At 34.0% G+C, this 16601-nt stretch carries 14 protein-coding genes and 3 pseudogenes; 3 read left to right on the forward strand and 14 right to left on the reverse strand.

The window, feature by feature from the left end:
* Positions 1 to 642: collagen-like repeat preface domain-containing protein (locus tag ACVWY7_RS14455; RefSeq protein ID WP_456523842.1), on the reverse strand; the 642-nt coding region annotated here is incomplete at its 3' end.
* 703 nt (positions 643 to 1345) lie between these two features.
* On the opposite strand from ACVWY7_RS14455, the pseudogene ACVWY7_RS14460 reads away from it, so the two are divergent.
* A pseudogene (locus tag ACVWY7_RS14460) lies at positions 1346 to 1594 on the forward strand (hypothetical protein); the annotation flags it as partial.
* 334 nt (positions 1595 to 1928) lie between these two features.
* On the opposite strand, the pseudogene ACVWY7_RS14465 reads toward ACVWY7_RS14460, so the two are convergent.
* The 7 genes and pseudogenes from ACVWY7_RS14465 to ACVWY7_RS14495 all read right to left on the reverse strand — a co-directional run.
* Positions 1929 to 2408, reverse strand: a pseudogene (locus ACVWY7_RS14465) (Y-family DNA polymerase); the annotation flags it as partial.
* Between the two features lie 488 nt (positions 2409 to 2896).
* Complete coding sequence (locus tag ACVWY7_RS14470; RefSeq protein WP_000392243.1) at positions 2897 to 4537, reverse strand: catalase; 1641 nt, start codon at positions 4535 to 4537, stop codon at positions 2897 to 2899.
* Positions 4538 to 4650: 113 nt separating this feature from the next.
* Positions 4651 to 4905: pseudogene (locus ACVWY7_RS14475) on the reverse strand (alpha/beta fold hydrolase); the annotation flags it as partial.
* Positions 4906 to 4968: 63 nt separating this feature from the next.
* Positions 4969 to 5919, reverse strand: a complete 951-nt coding sequence (locus ACVWY7_RS14480) for a magnesium transporter CorA family protein (RefSeq protein WP_000388904.1) — start codon at positions 5917 to 5919, stop codon at positions 4969 to 4971.
* A gap of 305 nt (positions 5920 to 6224) precedes the next feature.
* On the reverse strand, positions 6225 to 7250 hold the full coding sequence (locus ACVWY7_RS14485; protein ID WP_000803717.1) for a ParM/StbA family protein: 1026 nt from the start codon (positions 7248 to 7250) through the stop codon (positions 6225 to 6227).
* Between the two features lie 35 nt (positions 7251 to 7285).
* Positions 7286 to 7687 (reverse strand): peptidase U61, encoded by a 402-nt coding sequence (locus ACVWY7_RS14490; protein ID WP_073525102.1) that lies wholly within the window; start codon positions 7685 to 7687, stop codon positions 7286 to 7288.
* A gap of 85 nt (positions 7688 to 7772) precedes the next feature.
* Entirely contained in the window at positions 7773 to 8159 is a 387-nt protein-coding gene (locus ACVWY7_RS14495; protein ID WP_001230621.1) for a general stress protein, read from the reverse strand.
* 119 nt (positions 8160 to 8278) lie between these two features.
* On the opposite strand from ACVWY7_RS14495, the gene ACVWY7_RS14500 reads away from it, so the two are divergent.
* Both ACVWY7_RS14500 and ACVWY7_RS14505 read left to right on the forward strand, forming a co-directional pair.
* The gene (locus tag ACVWY7_RS14500) at positions 8279 to 8434 is read left to right on the forward strand and encodes a hypothetical protein (RefSeq protein WP_033682599.1); all 156 of its coding nucleotides are present in this window, start codon (positions 8279 to 8281) and stop codon (positions 8432 to 8434) included.
* Between the two features lie 173 nt (positions 8435 to 8607).
* Positions 8608 to 8973 carry a YxeA family protein gene (locus ACVWY7_RS14505; protein ID WP_000713518.1) on the forward strand — a complete coding sequence of 122 codons (366 nt, stop codon included), beginning with the start codon at positions 8608 to 8610 and terminating at the stop codon, positions 8971 to 8973.
* Between the two features lie 35 nt (positions 8974 to 9008).
* On the opposite strand, the gene ACVWY7_RS14510 is transcribed toward ACVWY7_RS14505, so the two are convergent.
* The 6 genes from ACVWY7_RS14510 to ACVWY7_RS14535 all read right to left on the reverse strand — a co-directional run bounded on the left by ACVWY7_RS14510 (position 9009) and on the right by ACVWY7_RS14535 (position 16580).
* Positions 9009 to 9719, reverse strand: a complete 711-nt coding sequence (locus tag ACVWY7_RS14510; RefSeq protein ID WP_456523843.1) for an alpha/beta hydrolase — start codon at positions 9717 to 9719, stop codon at positions 9009 to 9011.
* A 120-nt stretch (positions 9720 to 9839) separates the two neighbouring features.
* Positions 9840 to 10352, reverse strand: a complete 513-nt coding sequence (locus tag ACVWY7_RS14515) for a carbonic anhydrase (RefSeq protein ID WP_000992257.1) — start codon at positions 10350 to 10352, stop codon at positions 9840 to 9842.
* A 79-nt stretch (positions 10353 to 10431) separates the two neighbouring features.
* Positions 10432 to 13056 carry a DUF2309 domain-containing protein gene (locus ACVWY7_RS14520; RefSeq protein ID WP_456523844.1) on the reverse strand — a complete coding sequence of 875 codons (2625 nt, stop codon included), beginning with the start codon at positions 13054 to 13056 and terminating at the stop codon, positions 10432 to 10434.
* Entirely contained in the window at positions 13056 to 14588 is a 1533-nt protein-coding gene (locus ACVWY7_RS14525; protein ID WP_000908910.1) for an NADH dehydrogenase subunit 5, read from the reverse strand. Before ACVWY7_RS14525 ends, ACVWY7_RS14520 begins: the two co-directional genes overlap by 1 nt.
* Positions 14589 to 15231: 643 nt before the next feature.
* The gene (locus ACVWY7_RS14530; RefSeq protein WP_000798169.1) at positions 15232 to 15594 is read right to left on the reverse strand and encodes a DUF2294 domain-containing protein; all 363 of its coding nucleotides are present in this window, start codon (positions 15592 to 15594) and stop codon (positions 15232 to 15234) included.
* Between the two features lie 404 nt (positions 15595 to 15998).
* Positions 15999 to 16580, reverse strand: a complete 582-nt coding sequence (locus tag ACVWY7_RS14535) for a hypothetical protein (RefSeq protein WP_429661677.1) — start codon at positions 16578 to 16580, stop codon at positions 15999 to 16001.
* Positions 16581 to 16601 lie beyond the last annotated feature (21 nt).

Genomic DNA, 16601 nt, shown 5'->3' on the forward strand with positions numbered 1-16601 from the left:
TGGATCTCCTGTTGGCCCCGTTGGCCCTGGATCTCCTGTTGGCCCCGTTGGCCCTGGATCTCCTGTTGGCCCCGTTGGCCCTGGATCTCCTGTTGGCCCCGTTGGCCCTGGATCTCCTGTTGCTCCTGTTACTCCTGTTGCTCCTGTTGCTCCTGTTGCTCCTGTTGCTCCTGTTGCTCCTGTTGCTCCTGTAGGAATTGGAGTTACATTTATTAATTGAATTATTAAATTTAATAAGAGTTGTAATAGTGAAGAATCAATAATTAAAGTGAAGAAAAATGTTGCAAGAGCACTGTAAAATTGCTGTAGTAATATAGCTATTTGAGTTAAGTTTGGTATAGGTGATTGTAGTAGCAATAAAATACTTTGAATTAATTGGATTAAATAGTTACCTTCTGGGGAAGGAGCTAAGGACTGGATTAAAACTAAAAGTTGATTAAATAAATTAATTAATACTAATCGATTTGCATCACTCGGATTTGCAAAAAATGCTGCAATAGCTGCTATTAAAGAGTTTAGCAAAAAAATTAATTGGCTTATTTGTTGACTAGTAATCGGGACTGTTTGTGGATTATTGCAACAATCTGGTATAAAAGCAAATTGATTGCAATGATTATGGTTAAAGCAATCATTATGTTTCACATATATCCTCCTTATCTGTTTGGATTTTGAGTAATTTTATATCCCAAGAATTTCCAAAACTATAATTATATAATTTTTTCGTAACCTACATGATTCTTAGAATAGAAAAACATTACTAATAATATAATTTAAATTATGTTCATGCCTTCTATATTCACTATATGCTTGTAATAATTTATTGTTTAAATAAAATACCTATATTAAAGAATCTATTTAAACTCCCTTCACCTATTTCCCAATTATTGAATATACATCCTCTTACCTAATTAAATGAATATTGAATTCGAAGTCATTCGTATAGATTATTAAATATTTTATTTAATAGCTTATTTATACCAAGGTTTACCTAAAAACTACGTCTATGATAAAGGCATAAAACCAGTTCTATTATTTAAAAGAACAATCCACATATACTTGCATACATATAAAGAGAGAAAATTTAATGGATATATAAATTTCTCCTATTACTCCTGTTGTATCTGTTTTAATAGTAAGAGAACTATCTAAGTAAAATGTATCTCCAAAATAGGGGATACATTTTATTTAGATAGAAAATTTCAGATGTCTGTACTTTGTTGTTTTTGCCCACCACCTTGAAAAGACATGATTAAGAAAAACTAGAACACAGTATGGAGATAAATTATTTTATAGGAAGAGATGTTTCAGATGAAGCTACCTTATGATGAATTGTTAAAAAAGGTGATGTTCCTCTATTATGTTTCAAATGGGAAAGTTACTTCTTATAAAGAAGATATAAAAACGTATATAATTAAATACTATTTTTCCCTTCTGTGTCAATCCATACCAAAAGACACAGAAGGAATTATCAATGATTCTCTTTCGTCTGTTTAACCTCCTACAGCAAAATAGACGAAAACTTCATAGGTATGAGAAGAAAATAATACTACAAGAAGAAACAAAACGTATTCATCGATTTATTAATAATCTTTAAAATAAAAAGCTAAAGCTTTCTATTTTCTCTCGAACCAGTTTTTTAACAGTATTTTCCTTCTAAATGAAAATATGGGGCAAGGATATTTCAGGGCTTTGCTCATACTAGCTAATAGATTATTTGCCAATACGCCAATATAAAAAACAAATTGAAATGAATGCGATGAAAGAATGAATATTTTAATTATCTATGCTCATCCAGAATCGAATTCTTTTGCTGAAGCATTAAATAATGTACATATATAATGTACACTCCATAATTAATAATTAAATACTGCTAATAGGCGCTTTTTATTTATGTACAGATTGATTTTGGGTAGTCTCAAAGCAACTCTCAATAGTAAATTCGGCCCAATACCAATCGTACTTTCGATCCGTGTACGTTCATATATTTCTTGCTTGAACTTTAATGCAAACTCGCACGGATTACTCGCAAACAAATGAATACTTGCGGTCATGTCCATAAAAAACTCATCGATACTATATTGATGGAAATCTTCCGGTGCAACATACTGTAAAGCTAAACCTGTTATGTAAGTTGAACATTTCATGTATGTGTGCATAATCGGATTCACAATAATAATATCTGCCCGCTTCGGTATTTCGTACAACCTAGCCATTTTCTTAATTCCTAACGCTTTCAGTGGCGGTGTTGCTGCTAATACGATTGATCCACTGCGGTTTACATCTCCTACGACAACCAATTTTGTATATCGTGGATCCAGCCCTTTTTTAATACATGATACACTTGCATAAAAGCTACGAAGATCTACACAAAGAATAATACGGTTCGGTAAAAGAGAATAATCATACAAGGTTATCACTCCTCATGAAAGAACGTTTGTTCTTGTTATATACGAACGTTAGTTCTTTTTAAAGGTGTTTCTATGAAAATTTTGGTTAAAATAACCGTCATATATATGTGCTATCAATTAAGGCTGAAAAAACTATGTATACAAAACCGCTAGAATTTCAAATAACTCATAAATATAAGACTACTAAAACAAATCAATTAACCCCTTATTATCAAAATATAATTTATATAAAATGAGCAAAAATTTCCTTATGGAAGATTTCGATTCTTTAAATTGATTACAGTGTCCCACTACTCCACATTTAAAAAGATGCTCCTGGATTTATCCAAGAGCATCTTTTATAAAGCTTTATTTTTACTTGTTTATCAACTATCTTATGATATTTAGTACCTCTCATATTTTTAAACAAAATCACTTTAGCAATCGTATGAAAGGCTACCTAACCGTTTTAACGGCACCTCTAAGTATACTATTATGCTTACGTCTAATTAATAAGGATCTGATTCATGGCTTTTCTTCACTGCATCTTTTGTTGCTTCGTTTGCAGCTAATGAACCTTGGCCATATTTTGATTTACTTACTTCGCGGCCTGGAAGTTTGTTTTCCGTTTTAGCTTCTTTCATTTTCTTTTCAATACCTTCTTTCACACGACGGCCATAATCTTTATCAGCTTGTGTGAAGTGTTCAATCATCACATTCTGAATTCTTTTGTCACATACTGCAAGTGCTTCAGATAGATTTTTAACCAACTCATTTCGTTCCCACTCCTCAAAACTACGATACGTGTGACCTGCTTGACCATAATTATTAGGACGATCGATTGGTGCACTCATAGCAGCCGCATTGTAAGTTGGTTGGTGTGGATGGTGCTTTTCTTGTTTTGCATCTTTATAACCACCCAGCATAGATGGCTCATAGTTAATATGCGGATTTTCTCCAGACTCTTTCGGATTACGCATATCCATTTGACCACGATGTTGATTTGTACGAACAGGTGCTTTAGGTGCATTTACAGGTAATTGCAGATAGTTTGCACCAACGCGATAACGTTGCGTATCTGAATAAGAGAAAGTACGACCTTGTAGCATTTTATCGTCTGAGAAGTCCATGCCATCAACAAGTACTCCTGTACCAAAAGCAGCTTGTTCAATCTCTGAATGGTAATCAACTGGATTACGATCAAGAACCATACGTCCTACTGGTAACCAGGGGAACTGCTCCTCTGGCCAAAGCTTCGTATCATCAAGAGGATCAAAATCGAGTTCTGGATGATAATCATCCTCCATAATTTGTACAAATAGCTCCCACTCTGGATAATCTTTGCGCTCAATTGCTTCATATAAATCTTGTGTTGCATGACTAACATTCATTGCTTGAATACTGTTTGCATCTTCTTGTGTTAAATTTCGAATTCCCTGCTTCGGCTCCCAGTGATATTTCACCAATACCGCTTCGCCTTTTTCATTTACCCATTTATAAGTGTTTACACCAGATCCCTGCATATGGCGATATGTTGCTGGAATACCCCATGGAGAAAATAAAAATGTAATCATATGCGTTGCCTCCGGGGTACGAGAAACAAAATCAAACATTCTCTGAGGATTCGCCACATTCGAAACCGGATCAACCTTAAACGCATGAATCATATCTGGGAACTTCATCGCATCACGAATAAAGAAAATTTTTAAATTATTCCCTACTAAATCCCAGTTACCATCTTCCGTATACATTTTCACTGCGAAACCTCGTGGATCTCTTGCCGTTTCTGGTGAGTCCTTGGCTCCAGCTACTGTAGAAAAACGAACCATTAACGGTGTTTGTTTACCAGCCCCTGAAAATACTTTCGCACGAGTATATTTTTCTACCGGCTCATCTCCAACTTTTCCATACGTTTCAAAATACCCAAATGCTCCAGCTCCTCGCGCATGTACTACACGTTCCGGAACCTCTTCTCGATCAAAATGAGAAATTTTTTCGATGAAATGATAATTTTCAAGTGTTGCTGGACCACGATTCCCAATTGTTCGGATGTTTTGATTATCCTTCACAGGGTGCCCCTGTCGTGTTGTCAATGTCTCACGTTTCACGTCTTGTTCATCTAGAGAATTCATGTCCTGGTTTTCTTCCATAATTGAAAACCTCCTCAAAATTATTCACCTTTAGGTATTTCCATTTATTAGAAAAAATATGATAGAATTGCAAATTATTTATAATGTATCAATTAACAAGTATATAGTTGTAATCAGTCCTTTAAAAATAATAGGAGTGCTTCATTAAATTCTTTAGCATGCGTTGCATTTAGCCCATGTGGACCACCCTTTATTAACGCTACTTTAGAACTAGAAATTGCTTCATATGTTAATTTCCCACTATCTTCAAATGGTACAGTTGCATCTGAATCATCATGAATAACAAGGGTAGGTATATTAATCTTGGCTAAATCGCCTCTGAAGTCTGTTTTGCTAAAAGCAGCGCTATCCCTATTGTAAAGTCGAAATGATACTACCCCAATTAATAAATATTACTAACCATATATCTATCATATTTTTTATAAACAAGATTAATTAGATTTAAAAAAAGATTTCTTTTTCTTTACTCGTAATAAGTCACCTGTCCATCCTTTTACTCTTATATACAAATACATACCACCTGTTGTAAAAACGATAAATAAGAGAGCGATTAAATAGCTATATTTCCATTCTAGTTCAGGCATATATTTAAAATTCATCCCCCACAATGCTCCTAAGGCCGTCAAAGGCGTACTTACAGCAGTTAATACAGTAAGGGCTTTCATAATCTCATTCCCACGATGTGAAGAAACAACTTCTTGTAAATGAATCATAGTATCTAATTCTTCTTGGTACTCTTTAACAAGTTGTAATCCACGCTCTAATTTTACGTGTGTTTGTTTATAACAAAGGGTGTTTGTTAAGTTTTCTAACCAAGCTTCTTTCAGGCCTTGTAACACTTCTTGTATTAAGCGAAACACATGTGTGTTCATAAATAATTCATGACGAATATGATAAATTCTTTCTAAAACTGCTATGTTATTATGATGATAAAAATCCCATAATACATTTCTAAAATTGTTTTCAAAATAGTCAACCTTTCGCAAGTAGTGAGATATAAAGATTGATAAGATAGCACATAATCCTTCAGCGGAACTATTACAATTTTTCACACTAAAAGAGGAATTATGTATTAATTTTTGAAAATCCTCTTCCTCTTTTTCCTGGACCGTTATGAGTATTCCATGAGCTACGAAATAATGAAGAAATTTTTGAATTTTGGCGTCCTTTTTATCTTGATCATATAAAAACGAACCATATACACAAGTTTGACTTGGTGATAAAGTATAAACATATAATCCATTCTCACAAGGAGAACTTATTTTCTTTACAAATTGAGAGAAATAAGATGTTACATCACGAGGGATTATAGAAGAAAGTTTTTCAAGTTCACTAGTTCTTACATGATACCAACTCCATTTCGGCATTTTTATGCATTCCATATTATTCTTCCTTTCTGAATAGTTTTATGTTTGATTGAATCATATCCGTAATATGTAATTTGTATGTAGGTATTCATGTCTTGGAGGAAAAGTTTTTAGAGCAACTAAATTACAAAATAAATGGCATAGGGGGTCTTATTCTGTTAAAAGGAAGACCCCCTATATATTAGCTATTTTTATTCTCAATTTTAAACATTTCCTCTATATAAGCACTTTTTATCTTTTCTTATAAAGCATTTTTTATATGTGGAAAAGAAGCTACATAATTTGGCACGTCTATTCAACGAACTCCATTTCGGTCGTTATTATAATTTAGATTCATATACAGATTGATTGGTGATGTCGTCAAATACTTGACTTCCAATCATATAGTACCCATGAAGTGCAGCCTCTTTCGAAGCGTCTACCATACGGAAAGAAGAAATTTCACCTTGCATTTTTTCAATTCGTTTTTTGTGGAGATCTACTATTCCTCCTGTCCAAATAATAGTGTCATACTGGTCTAACTTAAATTGTTCTTGTAATACACACATAACGTCTTGGAAGTGTGTATCCAACTCTTTTTGAATCAAAGTATCAACCTGACTTGCCTGAGGATTTTCTTCTCGACCTCCATATCCTTTTTCTAATATGTTTGGCATGTCGTTAATATGCAATTGATTACTTTCACCCGCATGATTCTGCAGGATATTCTTAATATTTTTCAAAGGCTTGCTACATCCTAGTTCCGTCTCATAATGATTTAAAATGACATTCTGTTTCATATCTGTCATTTCTAATGTACGAAATCCACCATCAATAATTAAGATACGATCTCGTTCCTGAATGATTCCCTCTTTTAAGAAATAAGCATGCAAAGCGACCGGTTGCTGAAGAATCAAAGCATTTTCCACCGTAATATGAATAAATTTGCCATCAATTTGTACGGAAGTTTCTTTTTTTAGTGCACGTTGTAATTGCTCATGCTGACTACCAAAATAAGTGACAGGAAGCCCGGTAACAACTAAAGGTAACACGACATTTTCTTTATAATCCTTTGCAATGCAACCAAATATTTGTTGTTTAAACTGTTCGCTTTCATAATAATTTTCTATTTCTTCTTCAAATGGAGGAAGAAATGAAGCATCAGATTGATGCGCTTCATTTCCCATGTAGTATGCAAAGTCTAAGTCTATAAAACTTACCTTTGTTAAATCTTCACTTTCATCATGATTAGGTACAGGGGCTAGTGTGGAAACTTCACTCTTAACCGTCACCTCAGAATCTTCATCCTGTCGATATGCTCGCTTAGTAAAGCCGATTCCTACATCAATTGCATACAAAGGTTTCATACTTTTTTCCTCACTTTCTCTTTTTAGAATTAAATCTAAGCACTCTCTTCTTTCCCTTCTTTCACATATTTCTTTTCATTTTTCGTTTTTTCCCCGTCTATTTCCTTACTATTTTCATTTTTTTCGTAATCCTTTTCATCTTTTTTCTTTTTATTATTTTCGTTTTCTGTTAAATCTTTAATGGTAGAAATAACAACTGGTGTGGCTGTAAGCAGTTGTGGTAATGCTTGCTTTGCAACATTAGCTGCAGTTACAGAGAATTGTTTACTTGTCTCAGTTACCTTCTCTAATGTTTCCTTTATGTTTCCTTCTTGTAGTTTGTCTTTTACGTTTTTTCCTGTTGTTTGTATAGCTTTCCGATTTTCTTTTTTTAATAGGGAGACTATGACTCCGGTCGTAATCCCAATCACAGCATATTTAAATATTGTATGTTTCATCTTTCTCATCCTTCTCTACTTTTAATTTCTTCCATGCTACAACCTAAAATAATTACCTTACGTATTTATCAAATGTTGCAATCTATTACAGAGAATGATAGTTTTTCGACTGACTATCATTCGCCATTGGTACTTCAGCTGTTACTAGGAGTAAAATCTTCCCTTGATCTAGTTTTTCTTCATATAAGTTAGCTTCCTCCTTCGACAACCCCATTTCTTCCATTTGATTTCGAAGTTCGTCCCCTTTTTTGGAGAAAAAGTTGATAATACTTGTTCCCAATCCTTGTTCTTTTACTCCAATCGTATTTGTGTTTGTATCATCCGCAATCCTTTTTGTTATATGTTTTTCATGTGCTAAAACATAAATGTCATCGTGGCGAAACCCTTGCAATTCTAGCTCTTTTACTTTCATAACTACTTCCTGTTCATTATCATATTCATGAACCACCGGTTTTCTTTCATTCTTACGCATTGTATTTTTCCTCCTTTAGATTTTTTATTTTCTTATTTAGTTGTTATGTAATATGTAATACACCTATTTTAAAGATGTTAAACCTAAATTTTCAAAAAACTTCACACAATAGGTTATTAATGTTTTTGAATATCAAAGCAATGTCATGGGAACTTTGCTTTCATAAAAGTGTTACAAATAACGATTTCTTGGGAAGACAAGCCCCTTATTTTATAGAAAATTTCGATTTAGAAAAAGTTACAAAAGGAGTACAAGATACTTTTTTCGTTAATTAAATCAAAATAAAAAAACAGGTTATTTGGCTATTCATTCCGTAAGCTTAATACTCAAGTTAATCTTTTTTCACAAGGTTAAACTTTATTAAGAAAACCTTAAGGAATTCCCCTCTATATTTATAAGAATTTTTTTCTATACTGAATCATGTAAATGAACAAAAGGAGAAACAATCATGAAGAAATTTATACTTTGCATAATAGGAATAGGCCTTCTTATATACTTACTCCCCTTCATGTTACGCGGGGATCTAGACATATTAAATCCACTTGCTGAAGAGAAAAATGTATATGCCGTTGCGGAAGGATATGGTGTTCCCGATTATCATACGAACGGTAGAGCTATGTACTCGTTAAAAGGCATTGATGAATCTGGAAATGAAGAAGAGTATACAGTAGGAACGAATACTCCTAATGATTTTATAAGAAAAACTTACTTGAAAATTCATGTAAAAGGTAGGTATGTTTACTCGTACAAGGCTATTTCTGAAAAGGATATTCCGGAGAAAATAAGAGGAAAATTAAAGATAGAAATTAAATAAAAGAGCCCACTCGTATGAGTTGGCTCTCCCGTCTATCATTGTTTTAATAACCATTCTTCCATTACTTTCACTGTTTCATCTCGTTGTGCTTTTGGCGTAATTAAGCTCGCATTATCACCCTTTTGCTCACCGTACATGCCAAAATGAGCATGGTTTCCGCCTTTTATCATGTGCATAGTTGTATTCTTTGACATGAACTTTTTATTGTTTTCTATTTTTTCTACAGTTGCTAAAGCGTCTACTTCCCCATAAATAGATAACATTGGAATCGATTTCATAGAGAAATCCTCTGCAGGATAAGAACCTAAGAAAATAATCCCATCTACCTTATCTTCATGTTGAAAGGCATACTTAGAAATCATAGCTCCACCCATTGAATGCCCTGCAACATACCATTTTTGAACTTCAGGATACTTTTCAATGACACTGTCTACCTCATTGATTCCTAGTATCGCTAAATTTAATGGTAACTTCGGCATTACTACAAAATGTCCACTTTTTGCAAGAGCTTCCCCTAAGTAACTATAAGCCTCTGCTTCTACTTTAGCTCCTTGATAAAAAATAACCCCTATTTTCGCATCTTTCTCTCCAAAAACTATATGATCTTCATCTTTTTTATCATCCACTAACGACATAGCCTCTTTCGTTGGTTTATAACTAAACTGAGACCAAACAAAAAAACTAATACTTCCCATAATTAGAATACCTAGTAAAGAGTACAGAACAATTTTCATCCACTTCTTCACATATATGTCCTCCCTAAGATGTATATATTCTATATTTTAGATTACCATTAATAAACATAAAAACTCGAGCATTTTTATTATGCTCAAGTTTTCATTTACGTCTTTAATTTATACTATAAATTAATTCATGCATTCAGCTACTTTATTAGCAGAAACTTTAACCACCGTTTCTTTTCCACCTGTTTTATCAATCATGAAGCCATGAACTTTAACATCAGAAGGTACTAATGGATGATGACGAATCATATCTATGCTCTTCTCAATATTTTCACTAACATTTTCTTTTCCACTTAGCCATTCCTCAAGGCTACCATTTGAAAATTCAGGCATGCAATTTTCAAAGAGATAATCTAGTTCCTTGTTATTTTTTATGGAATCACGTTGAATTTGTAAATTAACTACATCTGTTTTTTTATCCTCTATTCCGACAACAAAAATTTCTTTCACATTTTCTTGATAAATAGCGATAATAATAGACCTCATTATATCTCCAAAAGGATGTACAATTACAGAATCGCAGCTGTGTATAGTCAACATATTTTCTCGTTGAATGTTAGTTACTTGTTGTATGATAGGCTCTATTCCGTGTTCCATGTCTGTTAACAATAAAACCTTTTTATTCTTTGCATTCATATATAGCACTCCTTTTTCATGATTGTATTTATGGAACTTTTAAACTAGTAACAATTGTTGAGTATTCATTACATAATTGTTACCAATTTTTCCAACGTCCCTCTGGATCAACACTGGCAAGTCTAACCCACCCATTTTGAACTTTTTCTCGAAATGTGAAATTATTATTTAGCAAACGTTCTATATATTTAGTAGGCGCTTGAATTACAATTAATAAACGAAGTGGTGAATGATACGTCTCACGATCCGACTGCATAACGGATTGCCAAGGTAAGCCTGGCAACAAGTCACTTGCATTTCCTTGCATAACACCAAGACCTGCCGTAACGGTTTGTGTTGTTTTGTTTCCACTACCATAATAATGAGGGGCTACAGTTGAAGCGTAATATTGTAGATTGATCCACTGAGCTACTGTTCCCGGTCCCGCTATGATGTTAGCTAATATATCGCCACTTTCATCCTGTTTCCAATCATAATTATGAAGGAAAGCTCTACCTTCTAAGTCACAATCCCGAGTCAATTCACGCTGTCCGATAATAAAAGATGCATTACGTGCTAATCCCCATTCCGGACGTATTTCACTCCAATCTTCTGCAAATCGGTGTGCCTCTTTACTCGGATTTTTTATTTTCGTTTTAAAATGAGGTAATTGCATTAAACGCTCTCTATTTGCATGTTGGCTCACATTTGGCATAATGGCCTCAATACAATCAAATGCTTCTTGCGCAGTTTCCGAAAGTTCTGGAACGTAAATCCACTCTAATTCATCCACTGTTGTTTTATGTTCAGCTGCTGCAAAAATGGTGTCATCGGGAATTTTAATACCTTCAGCAGACAACGCCTCTCTCACTTCTGGAAGATTACATAAAGTAGCGAAAACTCTTGCATTAAATCCTCCCGCTGCTCCGCCACACGCACCACATTCAAGCGCTGCAGCATAAGGATTGTTCGTACTTTGACTACTGTGGCCGCACATTACAACTAAAGGAGCGAAACCTTCTGTTAATCCCACCATTTTTAAAGCTTGACGCACATAGTTCACTTTTTCTTCTTTCGTAAAACCGATCGGTATCTCACAGTTTGTATCATGAACATGATTAAGCGAGAAAGTTGTATCAGGCTTTTGCAACATATTTTTACGAAGGTTACGAATGAAGCCACCTACTCTTCTTGGCACAAAACTCCTTGTCACCATTTGTAAACCAAGTAAAGGACCACTTACTTCTGGTAGCAACATACTTGTCAGTACGTTCTGTTTCATCGTTTTAAATGTATAACGTACCGAACTGCCTACCATCTTACGTTGTTCATAAGATTTACATTCATTTTCATCTGTGAGCTCTTTTATTTGATGTTTCGGTTTTAATATAACTGGCAAAGAAGGATGGCTGTCATTACTACCTAGTTCAGTAGTCGCAATTGGTAACCCAAAGAAACCAGCTATTCCAAACGTTTCGAACGGACCTAATTTTTCAAGGTGACGACGAAACGGTTCTGAACGTACATCAATACAAAATGCTAATTGAGCTACTACACGCTTTTTATCATGAGTTGCACGTTGCTTAGAAGCAATCTTCTCCCTTAATTGCTCTGCATGCGTCTGTTCCCAAGCTTCTAGCCAAAGTTTCTTGCGAGTATTTTCATCAAAGTGATAAGCAAATGCTAATAATTCACTTTGTTCAGTTGCAGACATTTGTAACCATTTCTCTATTGAAATATCCCCCCAATAGATCCAAGAAGCTATAAGTGGGACGATCGAAACTTTTTTCTCAGCCTTTTGATTTTTTAAAGGTAAATACGGTTTTACAATGGCTAGCTCCATAGAAAGTCGAACTGCTAAATATTCTATGAGAAGTTCCTGTTCCTCAATTGATTGTTGCGAGCGCCATCGTATCATTCCTGCCCATCCAGGCAAAGAAAGTAAGTGCCCTTCAAGGTAAGCTTGCATGTTAGATTCAGAAATTCCTAATTCAGATAATGCTTTTGTTAAAGCTATAAGGGCATCTTCTGGCCAATCTTTTAAAACTTTACGTTCAGTTTTACTGAGCGCTGGATCAAATGTAATAAGGTGTTGCCACGCACGATAAAAACCTTTCTCTCGATTTGGCATCGCCCAACTTGCCCCGGCGTCATCAAGATATAATTTACACCATTTAATAATATGATAATTAAGAATATCCGATAGGTTGTCACCATTTTGATTCTCTATAAGCGAGCTTATTGGTTGCATAGAAGAGTCTTTCATACTCCCTGTATTTACATAATTTATTTCTTCTCCCAATTTATTTAATTCTGGCGATGATAATAAACTAGAAGGTAATCTTTCTAACTTTAAAGCTTCTTGACAAAAACGCTCCGCTGTCTCTCGCGGCATATGAAAAGATTGTGAATCAAGCCAACGAGACAAGGCAATTTGTAAAAATGATTCCTCAATCTCACCTTTCGCCTTTGCCGAATGAATCATGGAAGCACTAGGATAAATATCTACATTACGAGCTTCTTTTAACCAATTTGCAACTTGTTCAAATGATTGCTTTTCCAGCCCCATCCAAGGGTGATGAGCTGCAAATGTAGAGATAGGCCAAAGTGGTGCAATCACTCGGCTAGCAGATGCAACTAAATCATTTATATTATTTTCTTGTAGATCAATATTTTTATCTTTCTTTTTTAAAGTCTCTTTCCTTAATATTGACGGTATGCTCATCACGAATTACCTCCCTTTGATACATCATGTTTCAGATAGCTTGGATGACTTTCTACTGACTTTCGTCTCGCCTCACCTACTCGAACTGACCAAAGATAAAGTACAGCGGATAAAGTAGAAGATTGATTACGAGTAACGAAAGTACAAATAACACTACTAAATAGTAAGATACATATAACAAAGATAACGGCTGGAGCTGAAGGTTGAACACTTTGATACATGTCAGTGTGCAACCATTTATAAAGAGAATTATGAACGGTAAAGTAAATAAGAGAAAATCCAATCAAAACAATTAAGCCAGCAATTCGTCCCATTCTTCCCTCTCCAAAAACAACAAGCTGTTTCCATGAAAAGTATAATGACCAGCCTAAGATTAACGCACTAACTAATTGATACCCCTCTCCAGAAGTTATAAACCAGAAAACAATTGCTATAAATAACCCTAAAACACGCCCGACTATCATCCATAAATTGGACATCTTTTCATTAGACTGCTTCACTACCTCAACACGTTGTACTGAGGAACCAGCTTGTAAAAACAGTGTGGCTTTAAATAAACCGTGTAAAATTAAATGAATAACAGCTGCTAAATAAGCGCCTAATGCACATTGAATAAGCATAAATCCCATTTGTGCAATAGTGGATCCTACTAGCTGACGTTTATAATCAACTTGAACTAAACTAATTCCTGTTCCTATTAAGACAGAAATACTAGAGAAAATTAGTAAAATGATTTGTGCAATATCATCATGAAAAAGTGGCGAAAATCTAGTTAACATGATACCGCCAGCATTTACTAAACCCGCATGCATAATAGCAGAAACAGGAGTTGGAGCAACAGCTGATTCAATTAACCATCTTTGAAAAGGCCATTGTGCTGCTGGAATCATCACAGCTACTATAATCAATAAGTTAATTCCTGTTTTCTCCAATGTTCCAAATTGGGCTACATTTTCATTCGTTAAAACTAATGTTAACTGCCACTGTCCAGTTATTTGAAACAGCCAAATGATAGCTAACAGTAAGGCAATCCAACTTATTGTAAATAAATAGCCTGAGATTTTTGTTGCTTCACTAACTACCTTCCACCCTTTATTTAGCCCGATGAGTAGAACCAACCCTATAAGAGTTGCGCCCCAACACATAATCATGAAGCGAAGATCGTCACTTAACCATGCAACTGAAGATACACCTGTAGTAAATGTAAAAAGTGCAAAGTATTTTCGATATGAGCGGTCTCCCATTAAATAACGTACAGAAAATCGCTGAATGATTAAACCAATTGTAAGAACGAAGAGAGCCATTAACCAAGCTAAAGTATCTAGATGCCAAGGCCCCACAACTCTATCTCCATTGTTATTAACAAGTGCAAGTAAAGAAACCAATGAAGGCAAAGCAGCAATACCAATATGGATATGAACAAAACGTAAAGGCATCCTTGCATGTAAAAACAATAATCCACTTAGCCAAGAAGCACTAAGCGCGATAAAAAATAATGTTAACAGTGTTGATGAACTTAGCGAAATTAACATGTAAAATACTCCCTTCCAAACGAAAATAACCTATAAAAATTCCTTTTCATTACGATAGTTTTTTTAATTTCAATTTTTATTCACTCTTTTTCGTACATCGTTTTTTCCATAAAAAAAACCGACAACTTCCATAATTCAATGATTTTATATCATCATTGAATTATGGAGATTGTCGGTTTCACTTCAACTAACTTCAATAAAGTTTTTTGAAGAGCTCCCATTTTATAGAGGATAATAATGTATGTATTAATCCTATTAAAAATAACAGTATATCTCTGATCTCCTAGATTATGCAATCCATATATCAATTTATGTTATGCGCTATCTTTCAATTAAGAAACTTTTTCATTTAGTCAATATTACATATTAAAAAAATGCTAAAGCCTTAATTATAGCAAACAGTTAAAATAAGCATCTATTAATTTTTAAAACAATTATAAGATAAACCATATTAAGTAGTTTGTCAATTTATTTATTCTTTTTTCGAATCAAAATTTATTATACATAAATAATTTCAAGTTTTCTTATTTTCTAATCATTACCATGTTAATAAGATAAAATAAAGTACATAACTTGTAGATTTCTTAATTATCTCACTGCATTTTTAGTGTATCTTCCACTACCCTTACAGTGGTTTTAATTTTTAAAATTTCTCCTCAAGATTATGAAACAATTTAAAAATCATTACTCGTTCACCAGTACGCGAACTTATATCCGTATGAAAACTTTTCACTTCTTCTCCAGTTAATTCTAGTATGATCTCTTTTAAATCGTCAATCCCAGATTCAACTAGCTCCGAACGATTTTTCTTTATCGTTAGCATACCGTCTTTCGTTTCGCAAACAGTATATTCAGCCGGTGTTAAAACCCCTTGTAAATTTACGATAATCATATCCCGTAATATATCTGTCTTAACGGATATAGACCCGCGTCCTAGGTAGTCCTTTTCCCAGTGCGTAATTGCTTTACTTATCTCTGACTCAATAGAGCCTTTTGAGTTTTTCATTTATGTATCCTCCTTCAATAAAATAAATTTACAATAACAATATAATAATCTGGATTGATTTTATTTTCAATTATTGAGAACAATTTATAGGAATCGTTGTAAGGTATCCTTTAGTATTAAAATGAATTTTCATATTACGATATACGTTTTTTGATTATCCTCAACAAAAGACTCTGTTGCATACATTTCTGAAAAGGACATTCCGGAGAAAGTAAGGGATTTCTTGTGACATAATACATAAACGAAAGAGCCTACTCTGATGAGTAGACTCTTTCTCTTTTTAATAGCTCTGCTACTGTTGAATCAACTGTATCACTAAAGGTTGTACTCCCCAAACGATGGCATACGATCTGTTCCCATCTTTTTTTCTGACTTAAGTTGATGCGATTATATCATTCTACAGCTTATATATGTTTTTGTATCCATTCATGTATAAATTGTTTTTCATCTGGAGTAAAGGCTAGATCCCCATAACGAATTTTCTCGTACACTTCTACTATTTCATGTGAACAACCGATACGTGTTAACCATTGTTGAATCGTTTCATAGGAACGTCTTTGTTTAGATACTGGTAAATTCCGTTCCCATTTCACTAATTCAGCACGTATAGGATTATGAGGCAATGCATTTATTTTTTTCGTTCCGATGGGAGATTGATCTATTTGGAACGGAAGCTTTTTTTCATCTATCTTATCTTGTAGTAATTGTTCTTTATTTCTTCTGGACTTATAAATGAGCCCAACAATACATAATATTATAATACAAAAGTAAATTATTATATTATTCTTAGATGTGATTTCTCCTTTTACAAGCGGAATGTGTGAACTTTCATCCTCTGTTTCTCTAGGTTCATCAATCCATAATTTCCCGCCCTTTTCGTCATCTGATTTATTACTCGCTTCACCATAAAAGTCTTCCTTACTCTTTCCACTGGTCAACGTTTCTGCAAAACCATCTATAAGATAAAATTTTGTGTTATTAATCATCCATTCCTGAAATATTTCACG

It is taken from the genome of Bacillus sp. TE9106W (assembly GCF_054062215.1).